Here is a 26,127-nt window from a genome sequence, read left to right on the forward strand (position 1 = left end):
GGTCCAGCTCGGCGTTCATGTTCGGCTCTCCTCCATGTCCGGGCCGCCGGACGCCGCCGTCCAGGCCACGACGTGTCCGTCGACTTCGCGTGTCTCCACGGTGGTGACCGTGCCGCCGGCCGCGATCAGGAGCCGTTCGGCGTCGGCGACGGTCACGACCAGTTCGGGGCGGTCCGCTCCGGCGCCCATCGACCGCAGCACCGCCTGCTTGGCCGCGCGGACCCGCGCGTTCCTCTCGTCCTCCACCAGGGCGATGCCGGCCGGCACCAGGCCCGGCCGCACCAGGGCGACGCCCAGCTCGTCGTCCGAGGCGACGGCGACCGTGAGCGGCTCATCGAACGGTCCCGTCACGAGGGGACCGAGGGGGCCGTCTTGGACGGTGAGTTCCGCTGGGAACAGGGGCCCGTGCCCGTCGCTCCACAGGTGGTGCCTGACGGCGTCCTTGGCCGCCATCCGTCCGAGGAGCCACGGCCCCTGCGCGTAGGACGGGAGCGCCTCGTACTCGGCTCGTTCAGCGGCGCACAGGTACTGGCGCATCAGCAGATCACGGGACGCGCTGCCGTCCCAGCGCCGGCGGGCCAGGCACCAGCCGCCTGGTTGCGGTTCCCCCGTTCCCGACACCTCGGGGGTGAACTTCATCCGCCAGAGGGACTCGTCGGTGTAGAAGCGGTGCGTCGTCCATCCGTCGATGCGTGCCCACACCGTGCCGTTGTCCCGGATCAACTCCGCAGAGCAGCGCATGGTCGTGTCGGTCAGGGACTGGTTCCAGACCGTCGTCTCCAGGTGTTCGCCCGCGGGCGGCAGCGGCCCGTAGAGGGAGAGCCGTTCGATCCCCACCGGGAACACGGTCTGGTTGGTGTCGCCGTAGACCTGGAGCCAGTGGGCGCACAGTTGCCCTGCGCTGTCTATGAGCGCTCCCGGCGTGGGCAAGGAGGTCAGGACGGCGCGCACACCGTCCTCCGCGAGCGCGGTGATCTCGCTGATACCGCGGAAGAGCGGCCCCTGGAACATCCAGCGTTCCTCGTAGAGCCGTTCGGCTGTGACTATGGGCGGCCCTTCGATGCTGAGCGAAGTGTGGTCGGGGGCCGGCGGCATCGGGTAGTGCCCGGCGAGCAGGACCGTCCCGTCGGCGTGGCCCTCCACGACGACCTTCACCTTGCGCGGCCGGTCGCCCTCGCCGACGACATGGGCGCGGACGCGCGCCGCGGTCGCCGGGGCCGCGACGATCCAGCGGACCGCGCGGACGTCCTCGAACCCGGCGACCACCAGGTCCGGGACGAGTTCGCGTGCGGCGGCCGCCATGGTCTCCAGCAGCGTGGCCAGCGGGACGATGGGGAACCGGTCCGCCATGTCAGGCCAGTTCGGCGGCTGGGGAACGACGCACTGGTCGGCCAGGTAGGGCATCGTGTCGAGCGAGAAGACGCGGGAGGCGTCCAGTTCCGCCGCCACCGGGGACCCGCCCGTCTCGGGAAGGCCCGCCTCAGACAGTTCCGTCTCCGGCAGGTCCGGCTCGGATGCGGCCGCAGGCGCCGTCCGGCCGCCGAACGCCTCCACCACGGACTGCGCGCCGCTCGCGGCGTCGTCGAGCAGCGCCTCCAGCTCCGCCATGACGGGATCACCGGCCGGCAGCGGCGGCTTCCCGGACGCGAGCCGGATCGGCGGCACCGCCCCGTCCAGCGTGACCAGCGGCGTGCCGAGGTCGAGGCGCATCCCCGCGACCGGCGGCGGGGACGGCGGGGCCGCGCCGTAGCCCTCCGCCCAGAGCGCGGCGACGACGCGGCGGAGCTGGGCCATCCCGTCCCGTTTCGGCACGTTGACGGCCATCGCGAGGTGCTCGCGGTCGCCGAGCCGGTCGGCGACGAACCCGGTCAGGCTCCCCGGCCCCACCTGCACGAACGCCCGTACGTGCGCCGCGCCGTACAGCTCCTCGATCAGCTCGCCGAACCGGACCGGTTCGAGCAGGTGGCGGACGGCCAGGTCCCGCACGTCGGGCGCGGACCGCGGGAACGGCGCGACCGCCGTCGCCGACCACAGCGGGACCCGGGGCTCCTGGACCGCCAGTGCCTCGAAGGCGTGCCTCACCCGCTTCTCGCAGGCTTCGGCGAGCGGCGTGTGGAAGCCCGTCGCGAACGGGAGCTCCTGCCCGAGCACCCCCTCCGACGCCAGCCGGGCGAGGATCTCGCGGATCTCGCCGCGCCCGCCGCAGATCACCGACTGGTGCGGGCAGTTGTCGTGGCTGACGAAGACGCCGGGGCGCCCGCCGGCCGCCTCCCGCGCCCGCGCCGCGCCGCAGCCGAGCGCCGCGTACGCGATGCCGGGGACGTCCGGGATCTCGCCGTCGAGCGCCTCGACGAGCGCGGCGACCTCATCGGTGGCGTACAGCCCCGCGACGGTCGCCGCCGTCCACTCGCCGAGACCGTGGCCCGCCACGGCGTCCGGCTCGACGCCCAGCTCGGCGAGCGCCGCGGCGAGCAGGCGCCCGGCCCGGATCGCGTCGGCGGCGTGCCCGATCAGGTCGGTGCGGCCGGTGAGCCGGGCCTTCGGCAGCCCGAAATGCTCGGCGACGTCGTCCACGCGCGGGTCGAAGGCGGGCTCGAAACCGGGGAACAGGAACGCGAGCCGCCCGCCGTCCGCCAGCAGCGGGCGGGGCGAGAACCACACGTCGCTCCGGCCGCGCCAGGCGCTTCCGCGCTGGACGACCGCCCGCGCCAGGTCCAGCCTGCGCGGCGTGGGGCCGACGATGGCGACACGGCACGGCAGGTCCGGGACGTCCCCGGCGACCTGGGCGAGAAGTTCCTCATCCGGGACGGCCAACGCTTCGGCCAGGTCGTCGGTCGTGCGCGCCGCCAGCCTCAGCACGCCCTCCTCCGAGGGCGGCGCGTCGAGCCTGCGCCGCCGGGCCCGGCGGGCGGCGGGCGGCTCCCGCAGGATCACGTGGGCGTTCGCGCCGCCGAACCCGAACGCGTTGACCGCGGCCCGCCTCGGCCCGCCGTCCCGGGGCCACTCCGCGGCCTCCCGGACGAGCCGCAGGCGGCCGTCCTGCAGCGCCGGATGCGGCTCGTCCACGTGCAGCGTCGGCGGCAGCACGCCGTCGCGCAGCGCGAACGCCGCCTTGATCAGCCCGGCCATCCCGGCGGCCGGCATCGCGTGCCCGATCATCGACTTGACCGTGCCGAGCCCGATCGGCGGGCCGGCCGTGCCGAAGACGCGGCGCAGCGTCGCGAGCTCCGCCTCGTCGCCCGCGGGGGCGCCGGTGCCGTGCGCCTCGATCAGCCCCACCGCGCCGGGCGCGGCCGGGTCGAGGCCCGCGTCCCGCCAGGCCCGCTCGACCGCGAGGACCTGCCCGTCCACCAGCGGGCTCAGCAGGCTCGCGGCCCGGCCGTCGCTGGACGACCCGACCCCGGCGATGACCGCGATGACCGGGTCGCCGGCCCGCTGGGCGTCCCGCAGCCGCTTCAGCAGGACGACGCCCGTCCCCTCCGCGAGGAGCGTCCCGTCCGCGGCCCGGTCGAACGGCCGGATCGTCTCGCTCGGGCTCAGCGCGCGCAGCCGGCTGAAGACGCTCCAGACGGTCGCGTGCTGGGCGTGGTGGACGGCCCCGGCCAGCATCGCGTCGGCCTGCCCGCTCCGCAGCGCCCGCACGGCGTGCTCGACCGCGAGCAGCGACGAGGCGCAGGCCGCGTCCAGCGTGTACGCGGGACCGCGCAGGTCGAAGCCGTGCGCGATGCGGGACGCGGTGAAGCTCGGCACGAGCCCGGCCGACGCCTCCGGGTCGTCCGGGCCCAGCCGGGCGCAGAACGCCCGGCGGATCTCCGCCAGCCGCCGCTCCCCGAGCTCGGGCACCAGCTCGGCGAGGATCCCGGCGACCTGGTGGGACGTCCTGACCCGCTGGTCGAACCGCGCCACGCCCGGCGTGATGTAGCCGCCGCGCCCGATGACCACGCCGATCCGGGTCCGGTCGGGCAGCCGCTCGTCACCGCCCGCGGCGGCGATCGCGTCGCCGGCGGCGCGCAGCGCGAGGAGCTGGTCGGGCTCCATCCCGGTGACCGCCGCGGGCGTGATCCCGAACCGGGCCGGGTCGAAGGTCGCCTGCTCGTCCACGAACCCGCCGCGCCGGCAGTAGAACCGGTCGCTCTCCGGCTCCCGGCCGTACGCCCCGGGGTCGTAGTAGAGCGCGGGGTCCCACCGGCCGGGCGGCACGTCGGTGATCGCGTCGAATCCGGCGAGGACGTTGCGCCACAGCTCGGCCGCCGATCCCGCGCCGGGGAACACGGCCCCCGCGCCGACGATCGCGATCGGCTCCCGGGCGTCGCTCACCGGACGGTCCCCGTGAACACGACGTGCGTCTCGCCGCCGTGCGCGATCTCCCTGAGCAGCGCGGCGGCCGCGGCGTCCGGATCGACCGGCCCGACCCCGGGCTCCGGCGTCGCGGACCCCGGCCACGGGCCGCAGTCGGCGGCGAGCACCCGGCCGCGCAGCCGGGTCCGCCACACGTGCGCGAGCGTGCCGCACGCCTCGGCCGCGGCGGCGGGACCGGCCTGCCCCCGCCCGCCCCGCGCTCCGGCGACGCCGCCGAGGACGACGAAGAACTCCAGGTCGGACCGGACCGCCTGGACGAGCGCGGCGGCGCCGTCCACCCTGGTCCGGTAGGCCTGCTCGAACGACTCGGGCGCCATGTCGCGGACGAGCCGGCCCGCGGCGCGACCGGCTCCGTGGATCACGCCGTCCAGCCGCTCGTGGCGCTGGTAGACGGCGCCGACGACGTTCCGCACGGCGTACGGGTCCCGCACGTCGCCGTCGTGGTACCGGACGGAGGCCGCGTGCTCCCGCAGCGCCGCCAGGTTCCGGCGCGTCTCGCGTCCCGCCAGCACCCTGCGGATCGTCGCCTCGATCTCCGCCGGGCCGGCCTCGCCGCGCGCCACCAGCGCCCGGCGCAGGGCGGCCTCGTCCTCGGCCTCGGGGAACTCCGGCTCCCCGGCGGGTTCCGGGGCGCGTCCCATGATCTCGATGTGGCAGCCGCTGGTCCGCGCCAGCTCCAGCGCGACGCGGGCGGTCATGCCGCGCGCTCCCCCGGTCAGCAGGACGACGCCGTCCGGCCCGAGGTCCAGGCCGCTCTCCGCGGGCAGGTCGGCGGGCACCAGGTCCAGCCCGTGCCGGAGGTCGCCGTCGTGGCCGACGGCGACCGGTCCGTCCACGGTCAGCAACTCGGCGAGGATCTGCCGGGCGATCGCGCGCGGGGTGTTCTTGGTGTCGGTGTCCAGCGCGCGGACGAGCACCTCGGGGTACTCGTGCGCGATCGCCGTCGCCAGCCCGCGCAGCCCGGCTCCCGGCGCGGGGTCCCCGGCACCGCGGCCTTCGAACCGGCGGCCGAACGTGCCGCCCGCCCCGCCGGCGAAGACGAGCCAGCGCAGCCCGCCGTCCAGCGCCCGCCGGACGTCCTCGAACGCCTGCGGCAGGACGCCCGCCGCCCCGGGCCGCAGCGCCGCCAGATGGACGAGGCCGTCGCAGGGCTCGTCCACGTCCGTCGGGGTCCGCACCTGCGCGCCGTGCCTCTCCAGCATGGTCGCCAGTTCCAGCGCCACGCCGCATCCGTCGTCCACGACGAGGAAGCGCCTCCCGGCGAAGGCCGTCCCCGAGTCGGGCGGCGCCGGGAGCGGGTCCAGGTCGACGATGCGCATGACGTGCCGGGCGAGGCCGAGCGGGACGGGTTCTTCCTCCATGACGCCGGTCACGCCGCCCGCCGTGGTCTCCGGTGCCAGGGACGGAGCCGGGGGCGGGCCTCCGGACAGGGCCGCGCTCGTCACGTGGGCGGCGGACCGGGCCTGCGGCGGGACGGCCGGAAGCGCCGGTCCGGCCGGCGCCGCGCCGAGGCGGCCCTCCAGCCAGGAGACGATCTCCCCGACGGTGGTCACGCCGGCGAGGTGACCGGGTTCGGGGAGGGCGACGCCGGTGCGGTGGGCCAGCTCCCCTGCGATCACCGTGCGTCCGGCGGAGTCGATGGCCAGGTCGGCCTCCAGGTCCAGGCCGTCGTCCAGCAGGGATTCGGGACGGCCCGTCCGGGCGCTGAGCACGGCGAGCACGGTGGCGCGGACGTCGAGCGCGGCCCCGGGCTCCTCCCCGGCCGGGGCCTCACCCGACAGCGCCTCACCCGGCATGGCCTCACCCGACATGGCCTCACCCGACAGTGCCTCCTCGGTCACGACGGGACGCGGCGCCGGGACGGACGGCGCTGGATCGGCCGGGGCCGGATCGGCCGGGCCCGGCGCGGGCGTGGCCGAGTGCCGGTCCGCCAGATGCCGCATGACCACCTCCCGCTGAGCGGCGATCATCTCGCGGCCCGCGCGCAGGTACTCCAGGACGGCGGCCTCGGCGGCGTCCGCGCCGGGCGGGTCGATCCGCTCGGCGGGCCGCAGCCCGCCCGGCGGGGGGCCGCCGTCCGCGTTGCGGACGAGGTGGCCGCCGACCAGCCAGCCGGGCGCGGCCGCGGGCGGCCCGGCGAGCGCGCGGGCGCCGCGGCCGGCGAACAGCGGCAGCGGGTCGACCGGGACGCCGGCGGCGGCCAGCGCGGCGAGCGCGGCCAGCAGTCCGGCCAGGTCGTTCTCACCGGGGGCGTCGCAGCTCACGGCGGTGTGCGGGCGGTCGCCGAGGATCCCGCCGACGAGGCCGGTGAGGGCCCGTCCCGGACCGGCCTCGACGAAGGTTCGGGCGCCCGCGTCGTACATCGCCTCGATCTGCTCCGCGAACCGGACGGGCGCGGCGAGGTGCCCGGCGAGGGTGGCGGCGAGCTCGCCCGCGTCGGCGCCGTACGGGGCGGCGGTCAGGTTCGACCACACGGGGAACGCCGGCGATCTCAGGTCGCGGCCGAGCAGCTCGGCGCGCAGGGCGTCGGACGCGCCGGCGGCGAGCGGGACCCCCTCGGTGGGCGGCGCCGCCGCGGCGGCGCTCAGCTCGACCAGTCCGGCGTCGTCGACGACGCCGGCGGCGCAGAGCGCGGTCAGCTCGCCGGGGCCGTGCCCGGCGGCGAGGTCCGGGTGGACGCCGACGGCCGTGAGCAGCCGGTGGACGGCCAGCCCGGCGATGCCGGCGGCGGGCCGGCCGACCCGCGGGTCGGTGAGCCCGGCCCGGTGCCGCCGGGACTCCGCGCGCGTGAACGCCGCGGGCGGGTACATCGCCGCCGCGTACCGCCCGCCCGCCAGGCGCAGGAGGCGCTGGAGCCGGGGGAACGCGACGAACAGGCCGGCGAGCATGCCGGGCCGCCCGCCGCCCTCGCCGGGGAAGAGGAACGCGACCTGCCCCGGGTCCCGGCCGGACGCGGCGAAGACGCCGGGCGCCGCGCGGAACTCCGTTGCGAGGGCGAGCTTCTCGCGCAGGTCGTCCGGTCCGGAGGCGACCAGCGCGACCTGCACCGGCCCCTCGGACGAGGCGGCGGTCCGGGCGAGGTCGCGCAGCCGGGGCCGCCCCGCGAGCAGCTCGGTGAGCCGGTCGATCTCGGCGCGGGCGGCGGACCGGTCGGCCCCGCGGATCAGGAACAGCTCGGCCGGCCATTCCGCCAGCCCGGACACCGGCTCTGGCGCCCCCTCGTATCCGGCGAGGACGGCGTGGAAGTCCGCGCCACCGAGGCCGGAGGCGCTCACCCCCGCGTACCGTCCGCCCGGACGGACGGCCCAGGGCCGGGCGGACGCGGCGAAGGCGAACGGGCCGTCCGGCGTCCAGTCCGGAGCGGGCCGGGTCAGGTGCAGCGTCCCCGGGAGCACTCCGGCGTGCAGGGCCTGCGCGGTCTTGATGAGCCCGGCGAGCCCCGCGGCGCTCCGGGTGTGGCCGATCTGCGACTTCACCGAGCCGAGGGTGACGGCGCCCTGCGCGGCCGGCGAGAACACCGAGGTCAGCGCCGCCAGCTCCGCCCTGTCCCCTGCCTCGGTTCCGGCGCCGTCCGCCTCGACGAGCCCGACGGCGTCAGGTGCGACACGCGCGCGCTCGTAGGCGCGTTCGAGGGCGCGCCGCCGCCCTTGCGAGCCGGGCGCGGTGAGGCCCCCGCTCGCTCCGGCGACCGCCTTGACGACCGCGTAGATCCGGTCGCCGTCGCGTTCGGCGTCGGCGAGCCGCTTGAGCACGACGCACGCGACGCCCTCGCCCGGCGCGACACCGTCGGCCGCGGCGTCGAACGCGGCGCAGCGTCCGGACGGCGACAGGGCCCCCGCCGAGGCGAGCAGCAGGTAGTCCTGGACGCCGGTGCGCAGGTCGGCGCCGCCGCACAGCACCATGTCGCTGGTGCCGGTGGCGAGGTCCTTGCAGGCGGCGTCGAGCGCGGCGAGCGAGGACGCGCCGGCGGCGTCCACCGTGCAACCGGGCCCGCCGAGGTCGAGCCGGTCCGCGATCCGCCCGGCGATCGCGCTGGTGAGCACCCCGGGGAGGGAGTCGCCGGACGGGCGCGGCAGCTGCTCGTCCAGCCCCTGCGGGACCTCGCCGTAGTAGGACGGGAGCGTCGCCCGCACCCCGTACGCGATGCCGAGGTCGCCGCCGCCCTCAGCGCCGAAGACCACCGACGTCCGGGACCGGTCGAACGGGCGGTCGCCGTAGCCCGCGTCGGCGAGGGCTCGGGACGCGACCTCCAGCGAGAGCAGCTGGACCGGGTCGATGCCGCCGAGGACGTGCGGCGGGATCCCGTACGCGGAGGCGTCGAACGGGATCTCCGGGATGAACCCGCCCCATTTCGACGGCGTCCTGCCCTCCTCGTCCGGGGAGTAGTGGACCTCGGGGTCCCAGCGGGTGACCTCGGTGACCGCGTCGACGCCGCCGACGATGTTCGCCCAGTACTCGTCGGCGTCGCGGGCGCCCGGGAAGACGCAGCCCATGCCGATGATCGCGATGTCGGCCGGGGGCCGGGCGGCCGGTGCCGCCTCCGGTCCGGCGATGCCCAGCTCGGCGGCGCGGCCGGCGAGGAAGGCGGTCGCGCCCGAGGTGACCTGGTCGTGCAGGGCGACGATGGTGGTCGTGGCCGAGCGGAGGGCGGCGGCCTGCCCGAGCGGGAACATGCCCTCCTCCCGCTGGACATCGGTGTCCACCGGCGTGCTGCGGCGCATGCCCTTGCTCGCGACGCGCAGGCGGCCGAGGTTCAGCTTCTCCAGGCGGCGCCACACCTCCGGCGTGGGCGTCCCGACCTGCTCCAGCTCGCGGCGGGTCTCCTCGAACGTCCGGACGTAGGGGGTGCGGGCGCAGCGGGTCGCGTGCCCGGGGAACGTCTCCAGCAGAACCGTCGCGCGGCAGCCGAGCGCGACGTCCTGGAAGCCCGGCGGGATCGCTCCCGCCGCGACCGCCTCCGTGGTGAACAGGTAGGCGGTGCCCATCAGGACGCGGACGCCGGCGCCGCGCTCGGCGAGCGGCCCGGCGAGCGCCGCGACCATCGCGGCGGACCGCTCGTCGTGGACGCCGCCGGCGAACATCACCGACAGCTCCGCCGCGTCGCCGTCGAACGCCATCAGCCGCTCGACCTGCGCCTCCCAGAGCGGGAAGCTCGCACGCGGCCCGGCGTGGCCGCCGCACTCGGCGCCCTCGAACACGAACCTGCGGGCGCCCTCGGCGAGGAACCGGTCGAGCAGTTCCGGGGACGGGACGTGCAGGTACGCGGCGATCCCGGCGGCCTCCAGCGGCGCGGCCTGCGCCGGGCTCCCGCCGGCGATGATCGCATGCGCCGGCCCGGCCTCCCGGACGGCGGCGATCTGGGCCTCCAGCAGCTCCGGCGGCGCGAACCCGAGGATCCCGGCGCCCCAGGGCCGTCCGCCGAGCCGGTCGGCGGTGTCGCGCAGCAGCTCGCGCGCCCGGTCGCCGTCCATCAGGCCGAGCGCTAGGAACGGCAGGCCGCCGTCCTGCGCGACCGCGCCCGCGAACGCGGAGCCGTCGCTGATGTGGATCATCGGCTTCTGCGCGGCGACCGGTTCCCCGCGCGCCGCGAGCGGTTCGGCGGCGACGGCCGCGCGAAGGTGCGCCTCGATCTGTTCCCGGACGGCCCGCACCACTCCCCCGGCCGTCCGGTACCGTCCCGCGAGCGCGGCGGCGAGCGGCGCGTCCTGGCCCACGGGCAACGGCTCCTGCCCGGCCGCGCGGCCCTGCTCCTCCGGCTCGGTGCCGGGGTGGACGCGGTGGCCGTCGACCACCGTGGTCTCGGTGCCGCCCATCGCCTTCAGCGCTGCCACGACCCCGGCGGGCAGGTCCGTCTCGCGGACGAGCGCGAGCTGCACGTCGAGGACGACGCCCGAGGCGCCCCCGGCCACCGCCGCCGCGGCGGTGTGCGGGCCGATCCCGCCCGCCGCGAACACCGGGACGTCCAGCTCGGCCAGCAGCTGCTGGAGCAGCACGAACGTGGTCGGCTCGCCGACCCGCCCGCCGGTCTCGGCGCCCCGCGCGATGATCCCCACGTCGCCGGTGAGGCCGCGGGCCACGCTGATCGCGGCGCGCGCCTCGTCCAGGCCGACCGCCTCGACCAGGAGGCGGCGCCCGCGGGCGAACCCGGCGACGTCCAGGGAATCGTCCGCGTCCAGGCAAGGCGCGTCGAGCAGGACGGTGCCGACCGCGGGCGGCAGGTCGCCGGGCCTGACCTGGCACCCGGCCGGCACGCGGACCCCGAACGGGCCCGTCCACCAGCGGCGGGCGTCGGCGAGCGCGGCGCGCCCGGTCGCGCGGTCGGTGCCGAGGTCGAGGACGCCGGTCCCGCCCGCGCGCGCGACGGCCACCGCGAGATGAGGCGCGGGACGTCCGAACGGGGTGACCCCGATGATCTCGGCCAGGGACCGGCCGCCGTGCGCGGTACCGCCCCCCGTCATGTCCCGCCCGCCGTCCTGCCCTCGTGCGCCGCCATGCCTGCCCCCCGACGTCCCGCGCGGCCCGGCCGTGGCCGGCGCGGCTCCGCAACAACGGTGCGCCACACTACGGTCGGCGACATCCCGATCACCGGGACGACACACCCGGGGGCGCGTTGATGGCGGCCCGGCGAAGGAGTCTGGAACGTCTTTTGACGCGCGGGAGGGTTCGGCCGGGGTCAGAGGGTGGCGGCGGCGCGCTGCGCGCGGATGCCGTGCCGGACGATGCCCTCGTCGAGCCACCGGTCCAGGTGCCGCCAGGTGGTCGCCTTGGCGGAGCGTCCGGTCAGCACGTCCAGGTGGCCGCCGCTCGCGACCTCGAACCGCACCTGCGGCGCCCCGCGCAGCAGCCGGACGAGCGGCCGGACGGCCCGGACCGGCGCGAGCGGGTCGCCGCGCCCGGCGATGGCCAGAACCGGCACGCCCACCGCACCGAGATCGACCGTCCGCCCATTGATCTCGATGCCGCCCGCCAGCAGCGCGCCGTCCCGGGAAAGGGCGTGGTAAATCTGCCGGGCGGCGCGTCCCGGATAGGACATCAACGCGCCGGCGAAATGATCGAGTGCCTCAATCTGTGCGAGAAAGTCGGCATTGTCGAGGTTGATTATCGTCCGGTAGGGGCGCACCAGGTAGGTGTCGATGCCGGCGAGCCCGAAGGCCCGCTCCCGCGGCGGCGGCGGCGCGGGACGCACCCCCCGGGCGTCGGCCGGCGCGGCGATCGCGGCGACGGACGCGATCGGCAGCCCCGGATCGGCCGCGGCGGTCAGCAGCGCGAAGATCCCGCCGAGGCACCAGCCGACGAGCTGGACCGGCTGCCCGCCCGCGTCCGCGCTGACCGCCCGGACCGCGCCCGGCAGCACATCCTGGACCCACTCCCCGATGCCCAGGTCAGAGCCGCCCTCCCGGGCCGGCTCCGGGTCGAGGAGGTAGCTGCGCCGCCCGGCCCGGACGACGTGCTCGGCGAGGCTGCACCCCCGACGCAGGTCGTAGCAGCGCGCCGGGGCCGCCGGCGGCGGGACGAACAGCACCGGCGGCCCGGCCGGCACCAGCCCGTCCGGCGGCCGGTAGCGGTACACCGTCCCCCCGGGGCCGTCGCCGACCGTCTCCGCCGGCATCGGCCGCAGGTCGGCGATGTGGCCGTACAGCGCGAGCTGGAGAAGATTGGACGTGGCGGCTCGCAGGCCTCGCGGGGTGAGGATCATTTCGCCATTATCCATCCGCATTAGACGACCGCACCGGGCGCGCAATGACCTAAGCCGGCCCCCGCGCACTCCCGTATTACTACCCTGGTCTCAGTACGGTCGAAATCGACCGCCTGTGAAGCCTTCGTTAAATCGGATTGACAGCGCGGGCCGGAGGTGGCCCGGGGCGGGTCTCGCGCACGCACGGCCACTTCGCGCATAATGACGATCACAGTCCGTGGCGGCCGTGCCGCGGGCAGGCGTCCAGGCGGTGCGTGATGGCGACGCTCAATCCGGCGACGGGGCGGTTCCGGATCCCCCCGCTCCGTTGGGGCTCCGCCACGGGCACCCGGCCGGACCCCGTGCGCGCCGCCGTCGCGCCCCTGCTCGCCGCGCACCGCGCCGCCCAGCCGGGCGCCGCCCTCCCAGGCAGCGCCGAGGCCGAGCTGCTGCGCGGCTACACGGTCGCCGAGCGGCTGCACCGGGGCCAGCTCCGCAAGTCCGGCGCCCCGTACATCACCCATCCGCTGGCCGTCGCGATGATCCTCGCCGGGATGGGCCTGGACACCACGACGCTCGTCGCGGCGCTCCTGCACGACACCGTCGAGGACACCCCGTACACGCTCGGCGAGGTCCGCGCCGACTTCGGCGACGAGATCGCCGTGCTCGTCGACGGCGTCACCAAGCTGGACGGCAGGCGCTGGGGCGACCGCGCCGAGGCCGAGACGTTCCGCAAGATCGTGCTGTCCGCGGCGGCCGACCTGCGCGTCCTGGTGATCAAGCTCGCGGACCGGCTGCACAACCTGCGGACCCTGCGGTACCAGCCGGAGCACAAGCGGGCCCGCTACGCCCAGGCGTCCCACGAGCTGCTGGTCCCGTTCGCCGACCGGCTCGGCGTCCACGTCCTCAAGCGGGAGATGGACGACCTCGCCTTCGAGGCCCGCGACCCGCGGGCGCACGCCGCGACGCGCGCCGCCGTCCGGGACGCGCTGGGCCGGGCCGGCCGGACGTTCGGGCCCGCGGCGGCCCGGCTGCGCGCCTCGCTCGCCGAGCACGGCGTCCCGGCCCGCGTGCTGGTCAGGCCGTCCCACCTGTACGCGGTCCACCAGTCGTGCGGCGGCGACCTGGCCGGGCTGCGGCCGGGCGAGGCGGCGCGGGTACTGCTGCTGGTGGACGGCGCCGAGGCCGACTGCTACATCGCGCTCGGCGCCGTGCACGCCGCGCTGCACCCCGTCGCCGGGCAGGTCCGCGACTTCATCGCGATGCCGAAGGACAACATGTACCGGTCGCTGCACACCCGGGTGATCGGCCCGGACGGCGACCCGTTCGAAGTGATCATCCGCACCGACGCGATGCATCCGGTCGCCGAGTACGGCATCGTCGCGCACATCAGGGACGCGGGCGGCGACACCGCCACCACCGTCGCGGGCCGCCGCGACCTGGTCTGGCTGAGCCGGCTGCTGGCCTGGCAGTCCGACGCGCCGTCCGCGGAGTTCCTGGACCGGCTGCGCGCCGACCTCGCCGCCGGCCACGTCGCCGCGTTCACCACCCGCGGCGACATCGTCGCGCTGCCCGCCGGCGCGACCGCGCTCGACTTCGCCTACGCGCTCGGCCCCGGCACCGGCGACCGCTGCATCGGCGCCGTCGTCAACGGGCGGCTCGCGCCGATGTCGGTGCAGATCCGCAGCGGCAACGTCGTGGAGATCCTCACCGACCCGGCGGGCGCGCCGTCGGAGGACTGGCTGGGCTTCGCGGTGTCGGTGCCCGCCCGCGTCCGCATCCAGCAGCGGCTCGCGCTGCGGCGCGCCGAGGAGGCCGCCGCCGCCGGACGGCGCCGCCTCGCCCGGGCCCTCGCCGGGCGGGAGGTCGACCTGCTCGCGGCGGAGGCGCGCGGCGACTCCCTCGCCGTCGCCCGCGATCTCGGCTTCCCCGAGATCGACCAGATGTACGCGGCGCTGAGCACCGGCGCGCTCGGCCTCGACGACCTGCTGGCCCGGTTCGCCCGCCCCTGAGCCGCCGGTTACGCTGGCCGCGAGGTGATCGCATGGCACCGTTCGAGTACGGCGTCGACGGCCCGAAGGTGATCGTGGCCGGGGTGGACGGGTCCGAGACGTCGCTGCGCGCCGGCGCCTACGCGTGGGGGCTCGCGCGCCGCGGCGGCGCCCGGCTCGTCGTCGTGCACGTGGCGCCGGTCGCCTCGCTGAGCACCCTCACCCCGGGCGGCGCGTCCGCCCTGCGCGAGACCGCCGACGAGATCGCCGCGGAGATCCGCCGCGAGCTGGAGGCGGCCGGCGAGCGCATGCGCGTGCCCTACGAGTTCGTCGCCGAGCAGGGCGACCCGTACGGCGTCCTCGCCCGCGTCGCCGACGAGGTCCGCGCGGACGCCGTGATCGTCGGCGCGTCGGCGCAGGCGGGGCACCGGCTCGTCGGGTCCGTCGCGGTCCGGCTCGTCCGGACGGGACGCTGGCCGGTGACGGTGGTGCCCTGACCGGGCCGGCCGGTCAGCGTCTGAAGCGTCCGGGCGGGCCCTCCCATGGGGACCGCCGCGAACACGCCACCACCGCGGACAGCAGCACGACCACCGCCGTCCCGCCCGCGAGGTTGACGGCCGACGTCGCGAGCGCCGCGTCGAAGGGGCCGCGCAGCACCAGCGGCAGGACGGTCAGCAGCACGACCGCGAAGCCGCCGATCCACGCGAACGCGCGGACGGGACGCGCCGCCGACGACAGCAGCAGGTGCATCAGCGCGGTCGCCTGCACCGTCGCCGCCATCGCGCACAGCGCGTAGCTGGTCGCGGCGGGCGCCGTGCCGGCGCTGCCGCCCGCGAACACCGGCACCTCGACGCCGAACATCGCCCGCAGCGCGACCACCGCGACGAACGCCAGGCCCGCCCCGGCCAGGGCGGCGGAGATCCCCGCCCACCACAGCGCCCGGAACGGCCGGCGCGCGTCGGCCGACATCTCCTCGTGCAGGGCGACGAAGTCCTCGTACCGCCGCGCCGGCGCCTCCGGCGGGCGTCGCCGCACCGTGGAGGGGCACCGGAACGAACGTTCCAACGGCCGTGGCACAGGACGGCCGGCGTGCCTGCCGGGCAGGTCGCCGGAGTACCGCCCGAACGGTGAATCGGGCATGTTCCCTCCCCCGGTGCGAACGTAGAGGTGCTACCCGGCACCGATGGGCGGAACTCACCCATGCCCACCATTTTGCAGATGTTTGGCCGCGTTCCCTGCTCCGGACGGGCCCCCGGAACGCGACGATCCCCGGGGAACGCGGTGTTCCCCGGGGATCGTCCGGTCGTCCGTCAGACCTGGCCGGCCTTCTCCAGCGCGGCGCAGCAGGTGCCCGTGATCAGGCGGGCCACCACGTACGGGTCCACGTTGGCGTTCGGGCGGCGGTCCTCGATGTAGCCCTTCTTCTCCACCTCGACCTGCCACGGGATCCGCACCGAGGCGCCCCGGTTCGACACGCCGTAGCTGAACTCGCTCCACGGGGCCGTCTCGTGCATGCCGGTCAGCCGCCGCTCGATGTCGGCGCCGTACCCGGCGACGTGCTCCTGCGCCTTCTCGGCGAGCGCCTCGCACGCCGTGATGATCGCGTCGTAGCCCTCGCGCATCGCCCGGGTCGAGAAGTTGGTGTGCGCGCCGGCGCCGTTCCAGTCGCCCTCGACCGGCTTCGGGTCGAGCGTGGCGGCGACGTCGTGGTCCTCGGCGATGCGGTACAGCAGCCACCGGGCGACCCACATGTGGTCGCCGACCTCGAGCGGGCCGGCCGGGCCGATCTGGAACTCCCACTGCCCCGGCATGACCTCGGCGTTGATCCCGGAGATCTTCAGGCCCGCCTCCAGGCAGGCGTCCAGGTGCCGCTCGACGATCTCGCGCCCGAACACCTCGTCCGCGCCCACGCCGCAGTAGTAGAAGCCCTGCGGGGCCGGGAAGCCGCGCTCGGGGAAGCCGAGGGGACGCCCGTCCTTGAAGAACGTGTACTCCTGCTCGATCCCGTACCAGGAGTCCTGCGCCTCGTACTGCGCGGCGATCGGGCGGAGCAGGGCGCGCGTGTTGGTCTCGTGCGGCGTCCCGTCCACGAGGTACACCTCGCACAGGACCAGCTTGTTGTCGCCGCCGCGGATCGGGTCGGGACAGGAGAAGACCGGCTTCAGCACGCAGTCGGAGCGGTCGCCGGGCGCCTGGTTCGTGCTGGACCCGTCGAAACCCCAGTCCGGCAGGTCGGCACCGTCCGCGAGGATCCGCGTCTTCGACCGCAGCCGCGCGGTCGGCTCGGTGCCGTCGATCCAGATGTACTCGGCCTTATAGCTCAACGTCGATCCCCTTCGTGTCCGCCGGCCGTGGGTGGGTTCGGCTCCACAGAACGTGCCAACCAGGCATTTCGCATCTGTTGCCCTCGTGTGAACGCCATGTAACACACGAGCTGACCTGCTGAGACTCTGCTCACACCGGCTCGGACGGTCAGGGACCCGCCGCGCGGACGACGCATGACCGGAGAAATGGTTTACCCGATCACCAAGATTGGCGCGAATCGGCCATTTTCTCCGACGTTTCCCGCCGTGACCTGGAACGACCAAAAACGATCATACACCTCGACCTTCGCGGCGTGTACTGAAAATCGCCCTGGGTAAGGCGAAACCTTCCCAAGAGAGACGCAAGACCAAAAGGAGGAATGCGTCTATGAGAAGGTCCCTCTTTCACCTGTCCGCACTCGTGATCGCACTGCTGACCGCGCTCGCGTTCAGCGTCGCACCCGCCTCGGCCCGCGAGGCCGCGGCCCCGCCCCCGCTCGACAGCGTCCCGGTGACGGGCACCGCGGCGGACGGCTCCACGTTCACCGGAACCGTCGTGCCGACCGCGTTCACGTCACAGGACCGGCGACTGCTCCTGGACGGCGCGCTGAGCGGAACCATGCGCGACGCCTCGGGCGCCACCACCGGAACCGTCGCCGACGCTCCGGTCTCGCTCCCGGTCTCCCTGCCCTCCGCCACCTGCCCGATCCTGCACCTGACCCTCGGCCCGCTGGACCTCGACCTCCTCGGCCTGACGGTGCACCTGGACCGGGTGGTCCTGGACATCACGGCGATCTCGGGTCCCGGGAACCTGCTCGGCAACCTGCTGTGCGCGATCGCCGGCATCCTCGACGGCACCGGCGACGCCGCCGCGCTCCCCGCCCTCGTCGCCCAGCTCAACGGGCTCCTCGGCCTCGGACGATGACGGCCCGCGGCCCCGTCCGCCCCGCGGACGGGGCCGCTCCCGCCCCCGCGTCCGCGTCCGCGTCCGCCACGACGATGGTCAAGGAAACCCCGGACCGCCGAAAGCGTCGGCAAATACTTATTGGCTTCCCTTAAAGCCTCCGAACGTTTACGTCCATGGCATCGACGCAATGGGCCGGCCGCTCCAAGATGATCAGGGAACCGTCGGCGCCAAGGCGCGCTTTCGGCTTCCCATCACAAGGAACAGATTCGGGGGAATGGGATGAAGCGAATTCTCGGCGCCTCGCTCGGCACGGTCGTCGTGCTGGGCGGGCTGGCCTCCTTCGCACCGGCCGGCCAGGCGGCGACCGCCGGCGAGAAGGGCGGGCGGACCCATGTCGTGCGGCCGGGCCACTCGATCCAGAAGGCCGTCGACCGCGCGAGGCCGGGCGACGTCATCAAGCTCAAGGCCGGCCGCTACGGCGGGGGCGTCCTCATCCGCAAGCGCCTGACGATCCGCGGCGCGGGCGACAGGACCGTGATCCGGCCGGGCCGCAAGGACCACTGCAAGAAGGCCGGGGTGCCGGGCATGGGCTTCTGCGTGGTCGGCCGCGCGAAGCACCTGGTCAGGGGCGTCACGATCAAGAGCCTGAAGGTCGAGAGGTTCAAGGACACCGGGGTCTTCGGCACCTACACCGACCGGCTGACCGTCAAGCACGTCCTCGCCGCGAGGAACGGCGAGTACGGCATCGCCGAGTTCAACTCGACCCGCGGCGCGTTCGTCCACAACCGCGCGATCGGCAACCGCCTCGACGCCGGCCTCTACGTCGGCGACATCAAGAACGCGCGCGGCACCGTCGTCGCCCACAACCACGCCTCGGGCAACGCGATCGGCGTGCTCGTCCGGCACGCCCGGCACGTCAAGGTGCTTGGCAACAAGCTCGTCGGCAACTGCACCGGCGTCGTCCTGGCCGACGACGGCCAGAAGGGCGGGCAGGGCCACACCAAGGTCTGGAAGAACCTGGTCGAGAAGAACAACCGGTTCTGCCCCGGCCAGGGCCCGGTCCCGCCGCTCGGCGGCACCGGCATCCTGCTCTTCGGCGGCGACCACAACTCGATCGAGAAGAACACCGTGAAGGGGAACCGCGGCAAGCTGCCCTACTCCGGCGGGATCGTCCTGTTCCCGAGCCCGGCGCAGCGTCCCGCGCACCACAACCTGATCAAGTTCAACCTCGTCCGCGGCAACGCGCCGTTCGACCTGGTCGACAACAGCGGCAGCGACACCAACCGCTTCCGCCACAACTCCTGCGGCACCTCCAAGCCGAACGGCCTGTGCCACCACTGACGGCGCGAACCCCCTGTTCCCACCGGAACAGGGGGTTCCACCGCGCTCACTCCTTGATCAGGCTGGGAACATCGCCGGCCTCGAAAGCGGGGCGTGAGGGCCTCCGAGCCGAGGTGACGAGCAGCGAACCCGCCGTCAGAACCACACCGAACCAGACGACGCTGGTGACGCCCAGATGGTCGGCGAACAGTCCGCCGAACAGCGCCCCGAGTGCGATGGACGTGTTGTACGCCATGGTGTTGAGCGACATCGCGGCTTCGAAGGTCTCGGGCGCGGCGGCCAGCGTCATGTTCACCTGGGACAACTGCACGACGCCGAAGGACAGCCCCCACAGCACCAGCGCGACGACCGCACCGACCTTCCCGCTCCCGACCGTGAGCAGCGACAAGAGCGACACGACAAGCCCCACGCACCCCACAACGAAGCTGCCCTTGAGGCTCCTGTTCACCGTGTACCCGGCGGCGAAGTTCCCGACCGCACCCCCCACACCGAAGACGATCAGCACCACGGTGATGAAGAGAGGCCCGGCGGACGCCTTCTCCTCCAGGAAGGGCCGCACGAACGTATACGCCCCGAAATGGCCGAGGACGAACAGCACCACAGTCAACAGCACCGACCGCAGCGGCACGTTCTTCAGGGGCAGCCCGAAGACCTCGCGCACCGAAACCGCGTTCGCCGAAGGAAGCGACGGCACCACCACTGCGACCGCGAAGAAGACCACCAGGCTGAGGCCTGCCCAGATCAGGAACGTGTTCCGCCAGCCGGTGAGGTCCTCCAGGACCGTCCCGAGCGGTATGCCCACCACCGTGGCGATCGAGATGCCGGACATCACGACCGCGGACGCCCTGCTCGCCTGACGCTCCGGGACGAGCCGCATCGCCATGCTCACCCCGATGGCCCAGAACACCCCACTGGCGAACCCCATGACGAGCCGCGTCGCTAAGACCAGCGGATAGTTCGGCGACACAGCCGTGACCAGGTTCCCCAAGGCCAGGATGGCCAGCAGTACGGCGAGCAGCACCCGCCGGTTGACGCGCCTCGTCCACGCCACGATGAACGTCACGCCCAACCCGGCCGAGACGCCGTACAGCGTGACCATGAGCGCGGCGACCCCCACCGAGATGCCCAGGCTCCCGCTCAACGGAGTAAGGAGCCCGACAGGCATCAACTCAGTAGTGAGGAAGACGAACAGGCTCGCCGTGATAGCAGCGACCCCTCCCCAGGCCCGCAAAACCGGGCGCGAACTGGTGACCACTACACCCTCCAACGTCTCAACGTTGAAATCTTCAACGCTGAGACGTTAACAAGCTGATACCTTGACGTCAAACAGTTCAACGCTAAGGAGTTCAGGTGACCCGTGACGCCGTCGACGTCGTCCTGGAGCAGTGGGCACGTGCCCGCCCGGACCTCGACGCGTCCCCCATGGGCGTCCTCGGCCGCCTCTCGCGGCTGACCCGCATCGTCGAACGCGAACTCAAGGCCCTCTTCGAGGAGTTCGGCCTGGAACGGGGCGAATTCGACGTCCTCGCCACCCTCCGGCGCGCCGGCTCGTCCGACGGCATGACCGCGGGCGCGCTGGCCCGCTCCTCGATGGTCACCTCGGGCGCCGTCACCAACCGCCTCGACCGGCTCGTCGCCAAGGGCTACGTCACCCGCGACGTAGACCCCGCCAACCGCCGCACCGTCATCGTCGCCCTCACCCCCACCGGCCGCGACCTCATCGACCAGGCCGTGGCCGCCCACGTCGAGAACGAACGCCGCCTCCTAGCCGCCCTGGACGACAACCAGCAGAACGACCTGGCAGCAACCCTCCGCACCCTCCTCCTAAACCTCGGCGACGAAGCCCAGCCGGCCACCGACCGATGAGTTCCACGAACGGACGTGGTCTACATCCAGACCACAACCTTCGGAGGAACCAATGACCAAGGCACTACCGCCCGTCGTGGACGCCGAGACGTGGCAAAGCCACCTCGACGAGCTCCGCGCCCGCGAGAAGGCCGCGACCCGCGAACTGGACGCGATCGCCGCCCAGCGCCGCCACCTGCCCATGGTCGAGATGCCCGACTACACCCTGGAGGGCGAGGACGGCCCGGTCTCCCTGGCCGACGTCTTCGACGGCAAGTCGCAACTGATCGTCTACAACCACATGTGGTCCCCGGGCGAGACCTGGCAGTGCTCAGGCTGCACAGGCCTCACGTCGCAGTTCACGCGGCTGGAGTTCCTGGACGCCTACGACGCCAGGTTCGTCATCGTCACCCAGGGCCCGATCGACGAGGCCCTCGCCTACAAGCGCCGCGTGGGCAACAAGATGACCTGGTACTCCACCGCCGACAGCACCTTCGGCACCGACGTGGGCGCACCCCCTGGCGGCGGCTTCGCGGTGAACGTCTTCCTACGCGACGGCGACACCGTCTACCGCACCTGGCACACCAACGGCCGCGGCACCGAGCAACTCACCCACACCTTCGCCCTGATCGACCTCCTGCCTTACGGCCGCCAGGAGGAATGGCAGGACTCCCCCAAGGGCTGGCCCCAGTCCCCCACCTACAGCCGCTGGCCCAGCTCCGAACAAATAGCCACCCACTACGGCCCGCACACCTAACCCACCGAACACGGCCTGATGTCAGGATCGGCCGCACGCGGCCGATCCTGCCGGGCTACACATGGCCCCTCAACTGAGCCTGGCCGCAGATTAGGTCCTTGCTCACAGGCAAGGCCGCCCTCGTACAGAACCAGGGAGACTGGGCGCTCTACAGTGCTGGATGCCCCGAGAGATCGACCGCGCACTGGCAGCGTAAGGACCGCCTACGACACTCAACGACCGCAGACCGGGCCAGGCCATGATCCGCACCGGACCGGGCGCACGGTGGCCAGCGACGTTGCCTCACCGCAGCGTTTGGTAGACGTCGGACGAGTACAGGCCGAGCCTGACGTAGACCCGTCTCATCCAGGGATCACCCGTCCCCGAATCATCGTGGATCAGATACCCCGGATCGTGGTCGAGCGCGCCGGCCACGAACATGCTGTAACGGCTGGCAGGTGGGTTGAACTGAACGTAGTCAAGGATGCCGCGCGGGTCGCCTGGATCGGGCCTCGTGCTGGGCTTGGTGTACCAGAAAGCCGGACGGATGAGGCCGCCGTTCTCGAACTCGTCCCAGCCGAGGATAGAGACCACGCAGTAGAAGTCGTGCCCATGACCATGTTCGACGATCCGAGGCAGCTGCGCGACGGCAGCGCGGATGAGCAGACGGTTCTTCTGCTCAGTGGTCAGACCCCCAAGGAAAGCCAGTTGGGCGTACTGAGTGTAAAGCGGCGGCTCATCAAAATCATCGACCCGCTTGAGAAACGAGTCGAAATCATCGAGCAACTGATGATGAATCAGCCGCGCAAAGTCGGCCGCGAACCGTGGATCGATGAGCGCCGGTTGCTCTACCAATGATCACCCCTCACCGCAAGGGCCTCCCGGGATCGCCCATCGTGCCACGCTCGGCCCAGCCCGTAAGCCGCCTACTACGAGCAGAGCGGCATAGCTTGCTGATCTTCACTGACAGGCGCAGCGGCGTCCACCTCGGGAACACGTTCGCGCCCGAGTCCGGCGCAACGCTCCGCGACCTCATGGGGCGTCGGCGACGACATAGGAGACTCAACCCGGGAGACCGGGTTGGTCGAGTACGAGCTGGTGGCGCGGGTCCAAAGAGATTCCGCGGGTAGAGGACGAGGCGTCATGGTCGGCGGGCTGGCCGTGTGTCCCAGCGTTGGCTGGCCCTGCTGCTGGCCGCGGTGGCAGGCATCCTGCTCACCGCGCTGGCGGGCAGCGCGCAGATCATGCAGTTGCGCGCGACCGCCCGCAAGCACCGCCGGGCCGACCACAGGTTGTGAAGGCCGAGCCCAAGGACTCGCCGAAGGCCCGGCGGTAGCCCGGATTACCGGGAGCCCGCCACAGACCGCTGCTTGTAGAAGGACTCCTGCAGGTAGGCGGCCTCGTGCGGCTGGTACGGCTCCTCCAAGTACGCGGCCTCGTCGTCGTCGAGTTCGACGTCCACCGCGGCGATCGCGTCGGCCAGTTGGGCCGGCTTGGTGACCCCGACGATGGGCGAGGTCACCACCGGGTTGCGCATGACCCAGGCAAGGGCGACCTGGGCTGGGGACAGACCCCGCTTGCCCGCGATCTCGTGGACGCGCTCGGCCACTGCCTGGTCCTCGTCGCGGTAGAGGATCTTGCCCCCCTCGTCGGTCTCGGCACGCGCCGTGGCGGTGTCACGGACCCGCGTCAGCCTGCCCCGCGCCAGCGGGCTCCACGGGATCACGCCGATGCCCTGGTCGGCGCAGAGCGGGAGCATCTCCTGCTCTGCTTCTCGGTGGATGAGGTTGTAGTGGTCCTGCATCGACACGAACCGGGTCCAGCCGTTCAGGTCAGCCAGGTACAAGGCCTTGGCGAACTGCCAGGCGTACATGGAAGAGGCTCCGATGTAGCGGACCTTCCCGGACTTGACCGCATCGTGCAGCGCCTCGAGGGTTTCCTCGACCGGGGTGTCGTAGTCCCAGCGGTGGATCTGGTACAGGTCGATGTAGTCGGTCCCCAGTCGCTTCAGCGAGGCGTCGAGCTCGGCGAAGATCGCCTTGCGGGACAGCCCGGCGCCGTTCGGGCCGGGGCGCATCCGCATCCAGACCTTGGTGGCGAGAACGACCTCCTCTCGCCGGGTGAAGGCCTTGACCGCCTGGCCGACGATCTCCTCGCTGCTTCCGGCGCTGTACCCATTGGCTGTGTCGAGGAAGTTGACGCCGGCCTCGAAAGCCTGCTTGATGATGTCCCGGCTGGCGTCCGCGCCCAGCGACCAGGGCTCGCCGCCCCGGCCCGGTTCGCCGAAGCTCATGCAGCCGAGGGTGATGGCGGAGACTTCCAGTCCGGTCGTTCCGAGTTTGATGTATCGCACGCTTCGGAACCTAGGAGCTGGAGTGCGCTCCAACGCAAACTCGGAGGCGGGGGCATACGCGCCCTGTCAGGTTCCCGAGCGTGGGACACTGCTCAGCCCCGACGGCAACCCGCCCTCGCGATTCCGTCGCCACGACCGATCATCGCTCGACCATTAATTCCGCTGGCCCGGGCGGCGGTATCGCGGCGCTCGCGACGGCGCCCCTATCCGCGGGATCTCTTAGCTTAGTCACTCACTTTGTCACTCGGATGAGGAAGGGCCATGATCCGCGACAGCGGATCATGGCCCTGACCTTGGTGGGCGCGGACGGGTTCGAACCGCCGACTCCTCGCTTGTAAGGCGAGTGCTCTTCCCCTGAGCTACGCGCCCGGGTGCCGGGAAAGCGTACCTGGTTCTGGAGGGGGTGCGCGAAACGGTCAGGGGAGGGCGCCCAGGGTCTTCAGGGCGCGGCGCATCAGGGGCGGGTGGGCGAGGCCGTGGCGGGTGGCCAGGCGCATGATGCGGGGGTCGTCGATGGCTCGGGTGAAGGCGCGGCCGAGAGTGAAGGGGGTGGCGTTGGCGCGGCGGACGGCGTCGGGGTAGCGGCGGAGGACGTGTTCGGGGAACGGGGAGCGGGACGCGGTGGTGATCACTTCGGCGGCGATGCGGCCGGCCTCCAGGGCGTAGGCGATGCCCTCGCCGCTGGATGGGTTGATCATGCCGCCGGAGTCGCCGGCGAGGAGGAGGCCGGGTAGGTAGTGGGGGCGGCGGCTGTAGCCCATCGGGAGGGCCGCGCCGCGGAGGGGGCCCACAGCGTGTTCCTCGGTGAGGTTCCAGTGTGTGGGGAGGGAGGCCAGCCAGCGGGAGCAGAGGCCGTGGTAGTCGGGGTGGTCCGTGCGGAGGAGGGCCACGCCGGCGTTGACGGTGCCGTCGCCCATGCCGAAGATCCAGCCGTAGCCGGCGGGGGCCAGGTCCAGCCAGATCCCGAGGTAGGGGTCGTCGTGGCGGGGGCTGCGGAAGTAGCGGCGGCCCGCGATGCCGATGGGGCGGTCGCGGCGGGGGCGCAGGCCGAGGGCGACGCCGAGACGGGACGAGGCGCCGTCCGCGGCGATCACCAGGCGGGCGCGGTGGGTTCCGGAGGCCGTGCGGACGCCGGTGACCCGGCCGTGGGTGGAGATGGGGGCGGTGGCCTTGGTGTTCAGCAGGGTCGCGCCCGCGGAGATCGCATTGCGGGCCAGGAGTTCGTCGAGGTCGGCGCGGGTGCGGGTGAGGCCCGAGCCGGAGGGCCAGGGGATCTCCAGGCGGCGGCCGGCGCCGATGAGGCGGATGCCGTCGTTGCGGAACCAGCCGGGGGTGGTGATGTCGACGCCCAGGGAGTGGAGTTCCCGGACGGCGTGGGGTGTCAGGCCGTCGCCGCAGATCTTCTCGCGGGGGAAGGACGTCTTCTCCAGGACGAGGACGTCCAGGCCCGAGCGGGCGAGGTGGGTCGCGGCGGCGGATCCGGCGGGGCCCGCGCCGACCACGATGACGTCGTGCATCACAGGTGCCGGTTGAACCAGTCGGCGGCCTGGGTGGTGACCTCTTCGAGCGCGCCCTGCTCCTCGAAGAGGTGGCCCGCGCCGGAGATCACGTGCACCTCGGAGTCCTCCAGGCTCTTGGATGCTTTCCGGTTCAGTTCCAGGACCTCGGTGTCGCGGCCGCCGACGATCAGCAGGACGGGGGCCCGGACGCGGGCGAGGGACGGGCCGGCCAGGTCGGGGCGGCCGCCGCGGGAGACGACCGCGCCGATCTGCGGGCGGGCCGCGGCGGCGGCGAGGGCGGCGGCGGCGCCGGTGCTCGCGCCGAACAGGCCGATGCGGAGCCCGGCGGTGTGGGGGGCGGATTCGAGGCCGTCCGCGAGCGCGTCGATCGCGCCGATGAGGCGGAGGGTGAGCAGTTCGATGTCGAAGCGGAGGGCGGCGGTGACGCGGTCGATCTCGTCCTCGTGCTCGGTGAGGAGGTCGATGAGGAGGGTGCCGATGCCCGCGGCGTTGAGGCCGTGGGCCACGGCGCGGTTGCGGGGGCTGTGCCGGGAGCTGCCGCTGCCGTGCGCGAAGAGGACGACGCCCGTGGCGGCGTCCGGGAGGGCGAGGTCGCCGCCGAGCTCGGCGTCCGGCAGCCTCAGCGTGATCATGTGTTGGGCGGTTCGGCGCTGATGTCGGCGAGGGCCGAGCGCTCGTCGCGCTGGACGGCGAGGTCGCCGATGGAGACCATGCCGACCGGGCGGTCGCCGTCGACGACCGGGAGGCGGCGGACGGCGTGCCGCCGCATGAGGCGGACGGCGGCGTCGGCGTCCTCGCCCGGCGCGATCGTGATCATGTTGGTGGAGCAGATCTCGGCGACGGTGGTGCCGGCCATGTCGCGCTGGGCGGCGACGGCGCGGACGACGATGTCGCGGTCGGTGACGAGGCCCCGGAGCCGGCCCTCATGGACGACCAGGACGTCGCCGATGCCGTGCCGGCGCATCAGGTCGCCGACCTCCACCAGGCTGGTGTCCGGTGACACCGCCACGGGCACCGGCGTCATCACTTCGTTCACCCTCTGGGCCATGCGGACCTCCCCTCTCGGGGCGTCGCCTACCCAGCGGCGGACGGGATAT

At 73.6% G+C, this 26,127-nt stretch carries 18 protein-coding genes and 1 tRNA gene; 7 read left to right on the forward strand and 12 right to left on the reverse strand.

Annotated features, from left to right (window positions below; genetic code table 11):
* Window positions 1–15: 15 nt before the first annotated feature.
* From K8Z49_RS13930 to K8Z49_RS13940, 3 genes are all read right to left on the reverse strand, one after another.
* Window positions 16–4,317 carry a beta-ketoacyl synthase N-terminal-like domain-containing protein gene (locus K8Z49_RS13930; protein WP_412519097.1) on the reverse strand — a complete coding sequence of 1,434 codons (4,302 nt, stop codon included), beginning with the start codon at window positions 4,315–4,317 and terminating at the stop codon, window positions 16–18.
* Window positions 4,314–10,817, reverse strand: a complete 6,504-nt coding sequence (locus K8Z49_RS13935; RefSeq protein ID WP_412519099.1) for an SDR family NAD(P)-dependent oxidoreductase — start codon at window positions 10,815–10,817, stop codon at window positions 4,314–4,316. Before K8Z49_RS13935 ends, K8Z49_RS13930 begins: the two co-directional genes overlap by 4 nt.
* Window positions 10,818–11,032: 215 nt before the next feature.
* Complete coding sequence (locus tag K8Z49_RS13940) at window positions 11,033–12,055, reverse strand: alpha/beta fold hydrolase (protein WP_412519101.1); 1,023 nt, start codon at window positions 12,053–12,055, stop codon at window positions 11,033–11,035.
* 257 nt (window positions 12,056–12,312) lie between these two features.
* Between K8Z49_RS13940 and K8Z49_RS13945 the strand changes: the two genes are divergently transcribed.
* Both K8Z49_RS13945 and K8Z49_RS13950 read left to right on the forward strand, forming a co-directional pair.
* Window positions 12,313–14,046, forward strand: coding sequence for a RelA/SpoT family protein (locus tag K8Z49_RS13945; RefSeq protein WP_412519103.1), 1,734 nt, complete (start codon window positions 12,313–12,315; stop codon window positions 14,044–14,046).
* 32 nt (window positions 14,047–14,078) lie between these two features.
* Window positions 14,079–14,522, forward strand: a complete 444-nt coding sequence (locus K8Z49_RS13950; RefSeq protein WP_033333123.1) for a universal stress protein — start codon at window positions 14,079–14,081, stop codon at window positions 14,520–14,522.
* A 13-nt stretch (window positions 14,523–14,535) separates the two neighbouring features.
* Here K8Z49_RS13950 and K8Z49_RS13955 read toward each other — a convergent pair whose 3' ends face one another.
* Together K8Z49_RS13955 and glnII are read right to left on the reverse strand one after the other, a co-directional pair.
* Complete coding sequence (locus K8Z49_RS13955) at window positions 14,536–15,165, reverse strand: hypothetical protein (RefSeq protein WP_412519106.1); 630 nt, start codon at window positions 15,163–15,165, stop codon at window positions 14,536–14,538.
* A 170-nt stretch (window positions 15,166–15,335) separates the two neighbouring features.
* A complete protein-coding gene (glnII, locus tag K8Z49_RS13960; protein ID WP_021596367.1) occupies window positions 15,336–16,349 on the reverse strand; it encodes a glutamine synthetase in 1,014 nt (337 codons plus the stop codon).
* A gap of 367 nt (window positions 16,350–16,716) precedes the next feature.
* Between glnII and K8Z49_RS13965 the strand changes: the two genes are divergently transcribed.
* Together K8Z49_RS13965 and K8Z49_RS13970 are read left to right on the forward strand one after the other, a co-directional pair.
* Window positions 16,717–17,253, forward strand: coding sequence for a hypothetical protein (locus tag K8Z49_RS13965; RefSeq protein ID WP_075020193.1), 537 nt, complete (start codon window positions 16,717–16,719; stop codon window positions 17,251–17,253).
* 261 nt (window positions 17,254–17,514) lie between these two features.
* Window positions 17,515–18,576, forward strand: coding sequence for a right-handed parallel beta-helix repeat-containing protein (locus K8Z49_RS13970; protein WP_021596369.1), 1,062 nt, complete (start codon window positions 17,515–17,517; stop codon window positions 18,574–18,576).
* 46 nt (window positions 18,577–18,622) lie between these two features.
* Here K8Z49_RS13970 and K8Z49_RS13975 read toward each other — a convergent pair whose 3' ends face one another.
* Window positions 18,623–19,831: an MFS transporter gene (locus tag K8Z49_RS13975; protein WP_412519109.1), complete on the reverse strand. Its 1,209-nt coding sequence runs from the start codon at window positions 19,829–19,831 to the stop codon at window positions 18,623–18,625.
* A 95-nt stretch (window positions 19,832–19,926) separates the two neighbouring features.
* On the opposite strand from K8Z49_RS13975, the gene K8Z49_RS13980 reads away from it, so the two are divergent.
* Together K8Z49_RS13980 and K8Z49_RS13985 are read left to right on the forward strand one after the other, a co-directional pair.
* A complete protein-coding gene (locus K8Z49_RS13980) occupies window positions 19,927–20,442 on the forward strand; it encodes a MarR family winged helix-turn-helix transcriptional regulator (protein WP_021596371.1) in 516 nt (171 codons plus the stop codon).
* A gap of 52 nt (window positions 20,443–20,494) precedes the next feature.
* A complete protein-coding gene (locus tag K8Z49_RS13985) occupies window positions 20,495–21,178 on the forward strand; it encodes a DUF899 domain-containing protein (protein WP_021596372.1) in 684 nt (227 codons plus the stop codon).
* A 282-nt stretch (window positions 21,179–21,460) separates the two neighbouring features.
* On the opposite strand, the gene K8Z49_RS13990 is transcribed toward K8Z49_RS13985, so the two are convergent.
* Entirely contained in the window at window positions 21,461–22,012 is a 552-nt protein-coding gene (locus K8Z49_RS13990; protein ID WP_412519112.1) for an Imm15 family immunity protein, read from the reverse strand.
* 308 nt (window positions 22,013–22,320) lie between these two features.
* Here K8Z49_RS13990 and K8Z49_RS13995 point away from each other — a divergent pair, with 308 nt between their 5' ends.
* Complete coding sequence (locus K8Z49_RS13995; RefSeq protein ID WP_021596374.1) at window positions 22,321–22,455, forward strand: hypothetical protein; 135 nt, start codon at window positions 22,321–22,323, stop codon at window positions 22,453–22,455.
* A gap of 44 nt (window positions 22,456–22,499) precedes the next feature.
* Here the strand turns inward: K8Z49_RS13995 and K8Z49_RS14000 are convergent, their stop codons facing one another.
* The 5 genes from K8Z49_RS14000 to K8Z49_RS14020 all read right to left on the reverse strand — a co-directional run bounded on the left by K8Z49_RS14000 (window position 22,500) and on the right by K8Z49_RS14020 (window position 26,078).
* Window positions 22,500–23,510, reverse strand: coding sequence for an aldo/keto reductase (locus K8Z49_RS14000; RefSeq protein WP_412519114.1), 1,011 nt, complete (start codon window positions 23,508–23,510; stop codon window positions 22,500–22,502).
* Between the two features lie 294 nt (window positions 23,511–23,804).
* Window positions 23,805–23,879 (reverse strand) — tRNA-Val (locus K8Z49_RS14005).
* Window positions 23,880–23,926: 47 nt separating this feature from the next.
* Entirely contained in the window at window positions 23,927–25,027 is a 1,101-nt protein-coding gene (locus K8Z49_RS14010) for a geranylgeranyl reductase family protein (RefSeq protein ID WP_412519116.1), read from the reverse strand.
* Window positions 25,027–25,662, reverse strand: coding sequence for a dienelactone hydrolase family protein (locus K8Z49_RS14015; RefSeq protein WP_075020189.1), 636 nt, complete (start codon window positions 25,660–25,662; stop codon window positions 25,027–25,029). Before K8Z49_RS14015 ends, K8Z49_RS14010 begins: the two co-directional genes overlap by 1 nt.
* Window positions 25,659–26,078, reverse strand: coding sequence for a CBS domain-containing protein (locus tag K8Z49_RS14020; protein WP_111829765.1), 420 nt, complete (start codon window positions 26,076–26,078; stop codon window positions 25,659–25,661). The genes K8Z49_RS14015 and K8Z49_RS14020 overlap by 4 nt, the downstream gene beginning before the upstream one ends.
* Window positions 26,079–26,127: the final 49 nt, after the last annotated feature.

It is taken from the genome of Actinomadura madurae (genome assembly GCF_047130825.1).
Taxonomy (GTDB): Bacteria; Actinomycetota; Actinomycetes; order Streptosporangiales; family Streptosporangiaceae; genus Spirillospora; species Spirillospora madurae.

What these genes read in the sequence shown, in the direction of transcription:
- K8Z49_RS13935 (WP_412519099.1), bottom strand. Translation starts at nt 10,817, where the DNA reads ATGACGGGGGGCGGTACCGCGCACGGCGGCCGGTCCCTGGCCGAGATC.
- K8Z49_RS13940 (WP_412519101.1), bottom strand. Translation starts at nt 12,055, where the DNA reads ATGATCCTCACCCCGCGAGGCCTGCGAGCCGCCACGTCCAATCTTCTC.
- K8Z49_RS13945 (WP_412519103.1), top strand. Translation starts at nt 12,313, where the DNA reads ATGGCGACGCTCAATCCGGCGACGGGGCGGTTCCGGATCCCCCCGCTC.
- K8Z49_RS13950 (WP_033333123.1), top strand. Translation starts at nt 14,079, where the DNA reads ATGGCACCGTTCGAGTACGGCGTCGACGGCCCGAAGGTGATCGTGGCC.
- K8Z49_RS13955 (WP_412519106.1), bottom strand. Translation starts at nt 15,165, where the DNA reads ATGCCCGATTCACCGTTCGGGCGGTACTCCGGCGACCTGCCCGGCAGG.
- K8Z49_RS13965 (WP_075020193.1), top strand. Translation starts at nt 16,717, where the DNA reads ATGAGAAGGTCCCTCTTTCACCTGTCCGCACTCGTGATCGCACTGCTG.
- K8Z49_RS13970 (WP_021596369.1), top strand. Translation starts at nt 17,515, where the DNA reads ATGAAGCGAATTCTCGGCGCCTCGCTCGGCACGGTCGTCGTGCTGGGC.
- K8Z49_RS13985 (WP_021596372.1), top strand. Translation starts at nt 20,495, where the DNA reads ATGACCAAGGCACTACCGCCCGTCGTGGACGCCGAGACGTGGCAAAGC.
- K8Z49_RS14010 (WP_412519116.1), bottom strand. Translation starts at nt 25,027, where the DNA reads ATGCACGACGTCATCGTGGTCGGCGCGGGCCCCGCCGGATCCGCCGCC.
- K8Z49_RS14015 (WP_075020189.1), bottom strand. Translation starts at nt 25,662, where the DNA reads ATGATCACGCTGAGGCTGCCGGACGCCGAGCTCGGCGGCGACCTCGCC.
- K8Z49_RS14020 (WP_111829765.1), bottom strand. Translation starts at nt 26,078, where the DNA reads ATGGCCCAGAGGGTGAACGAAGTGATGACGCCGGTGCCCGTGGCGGTG.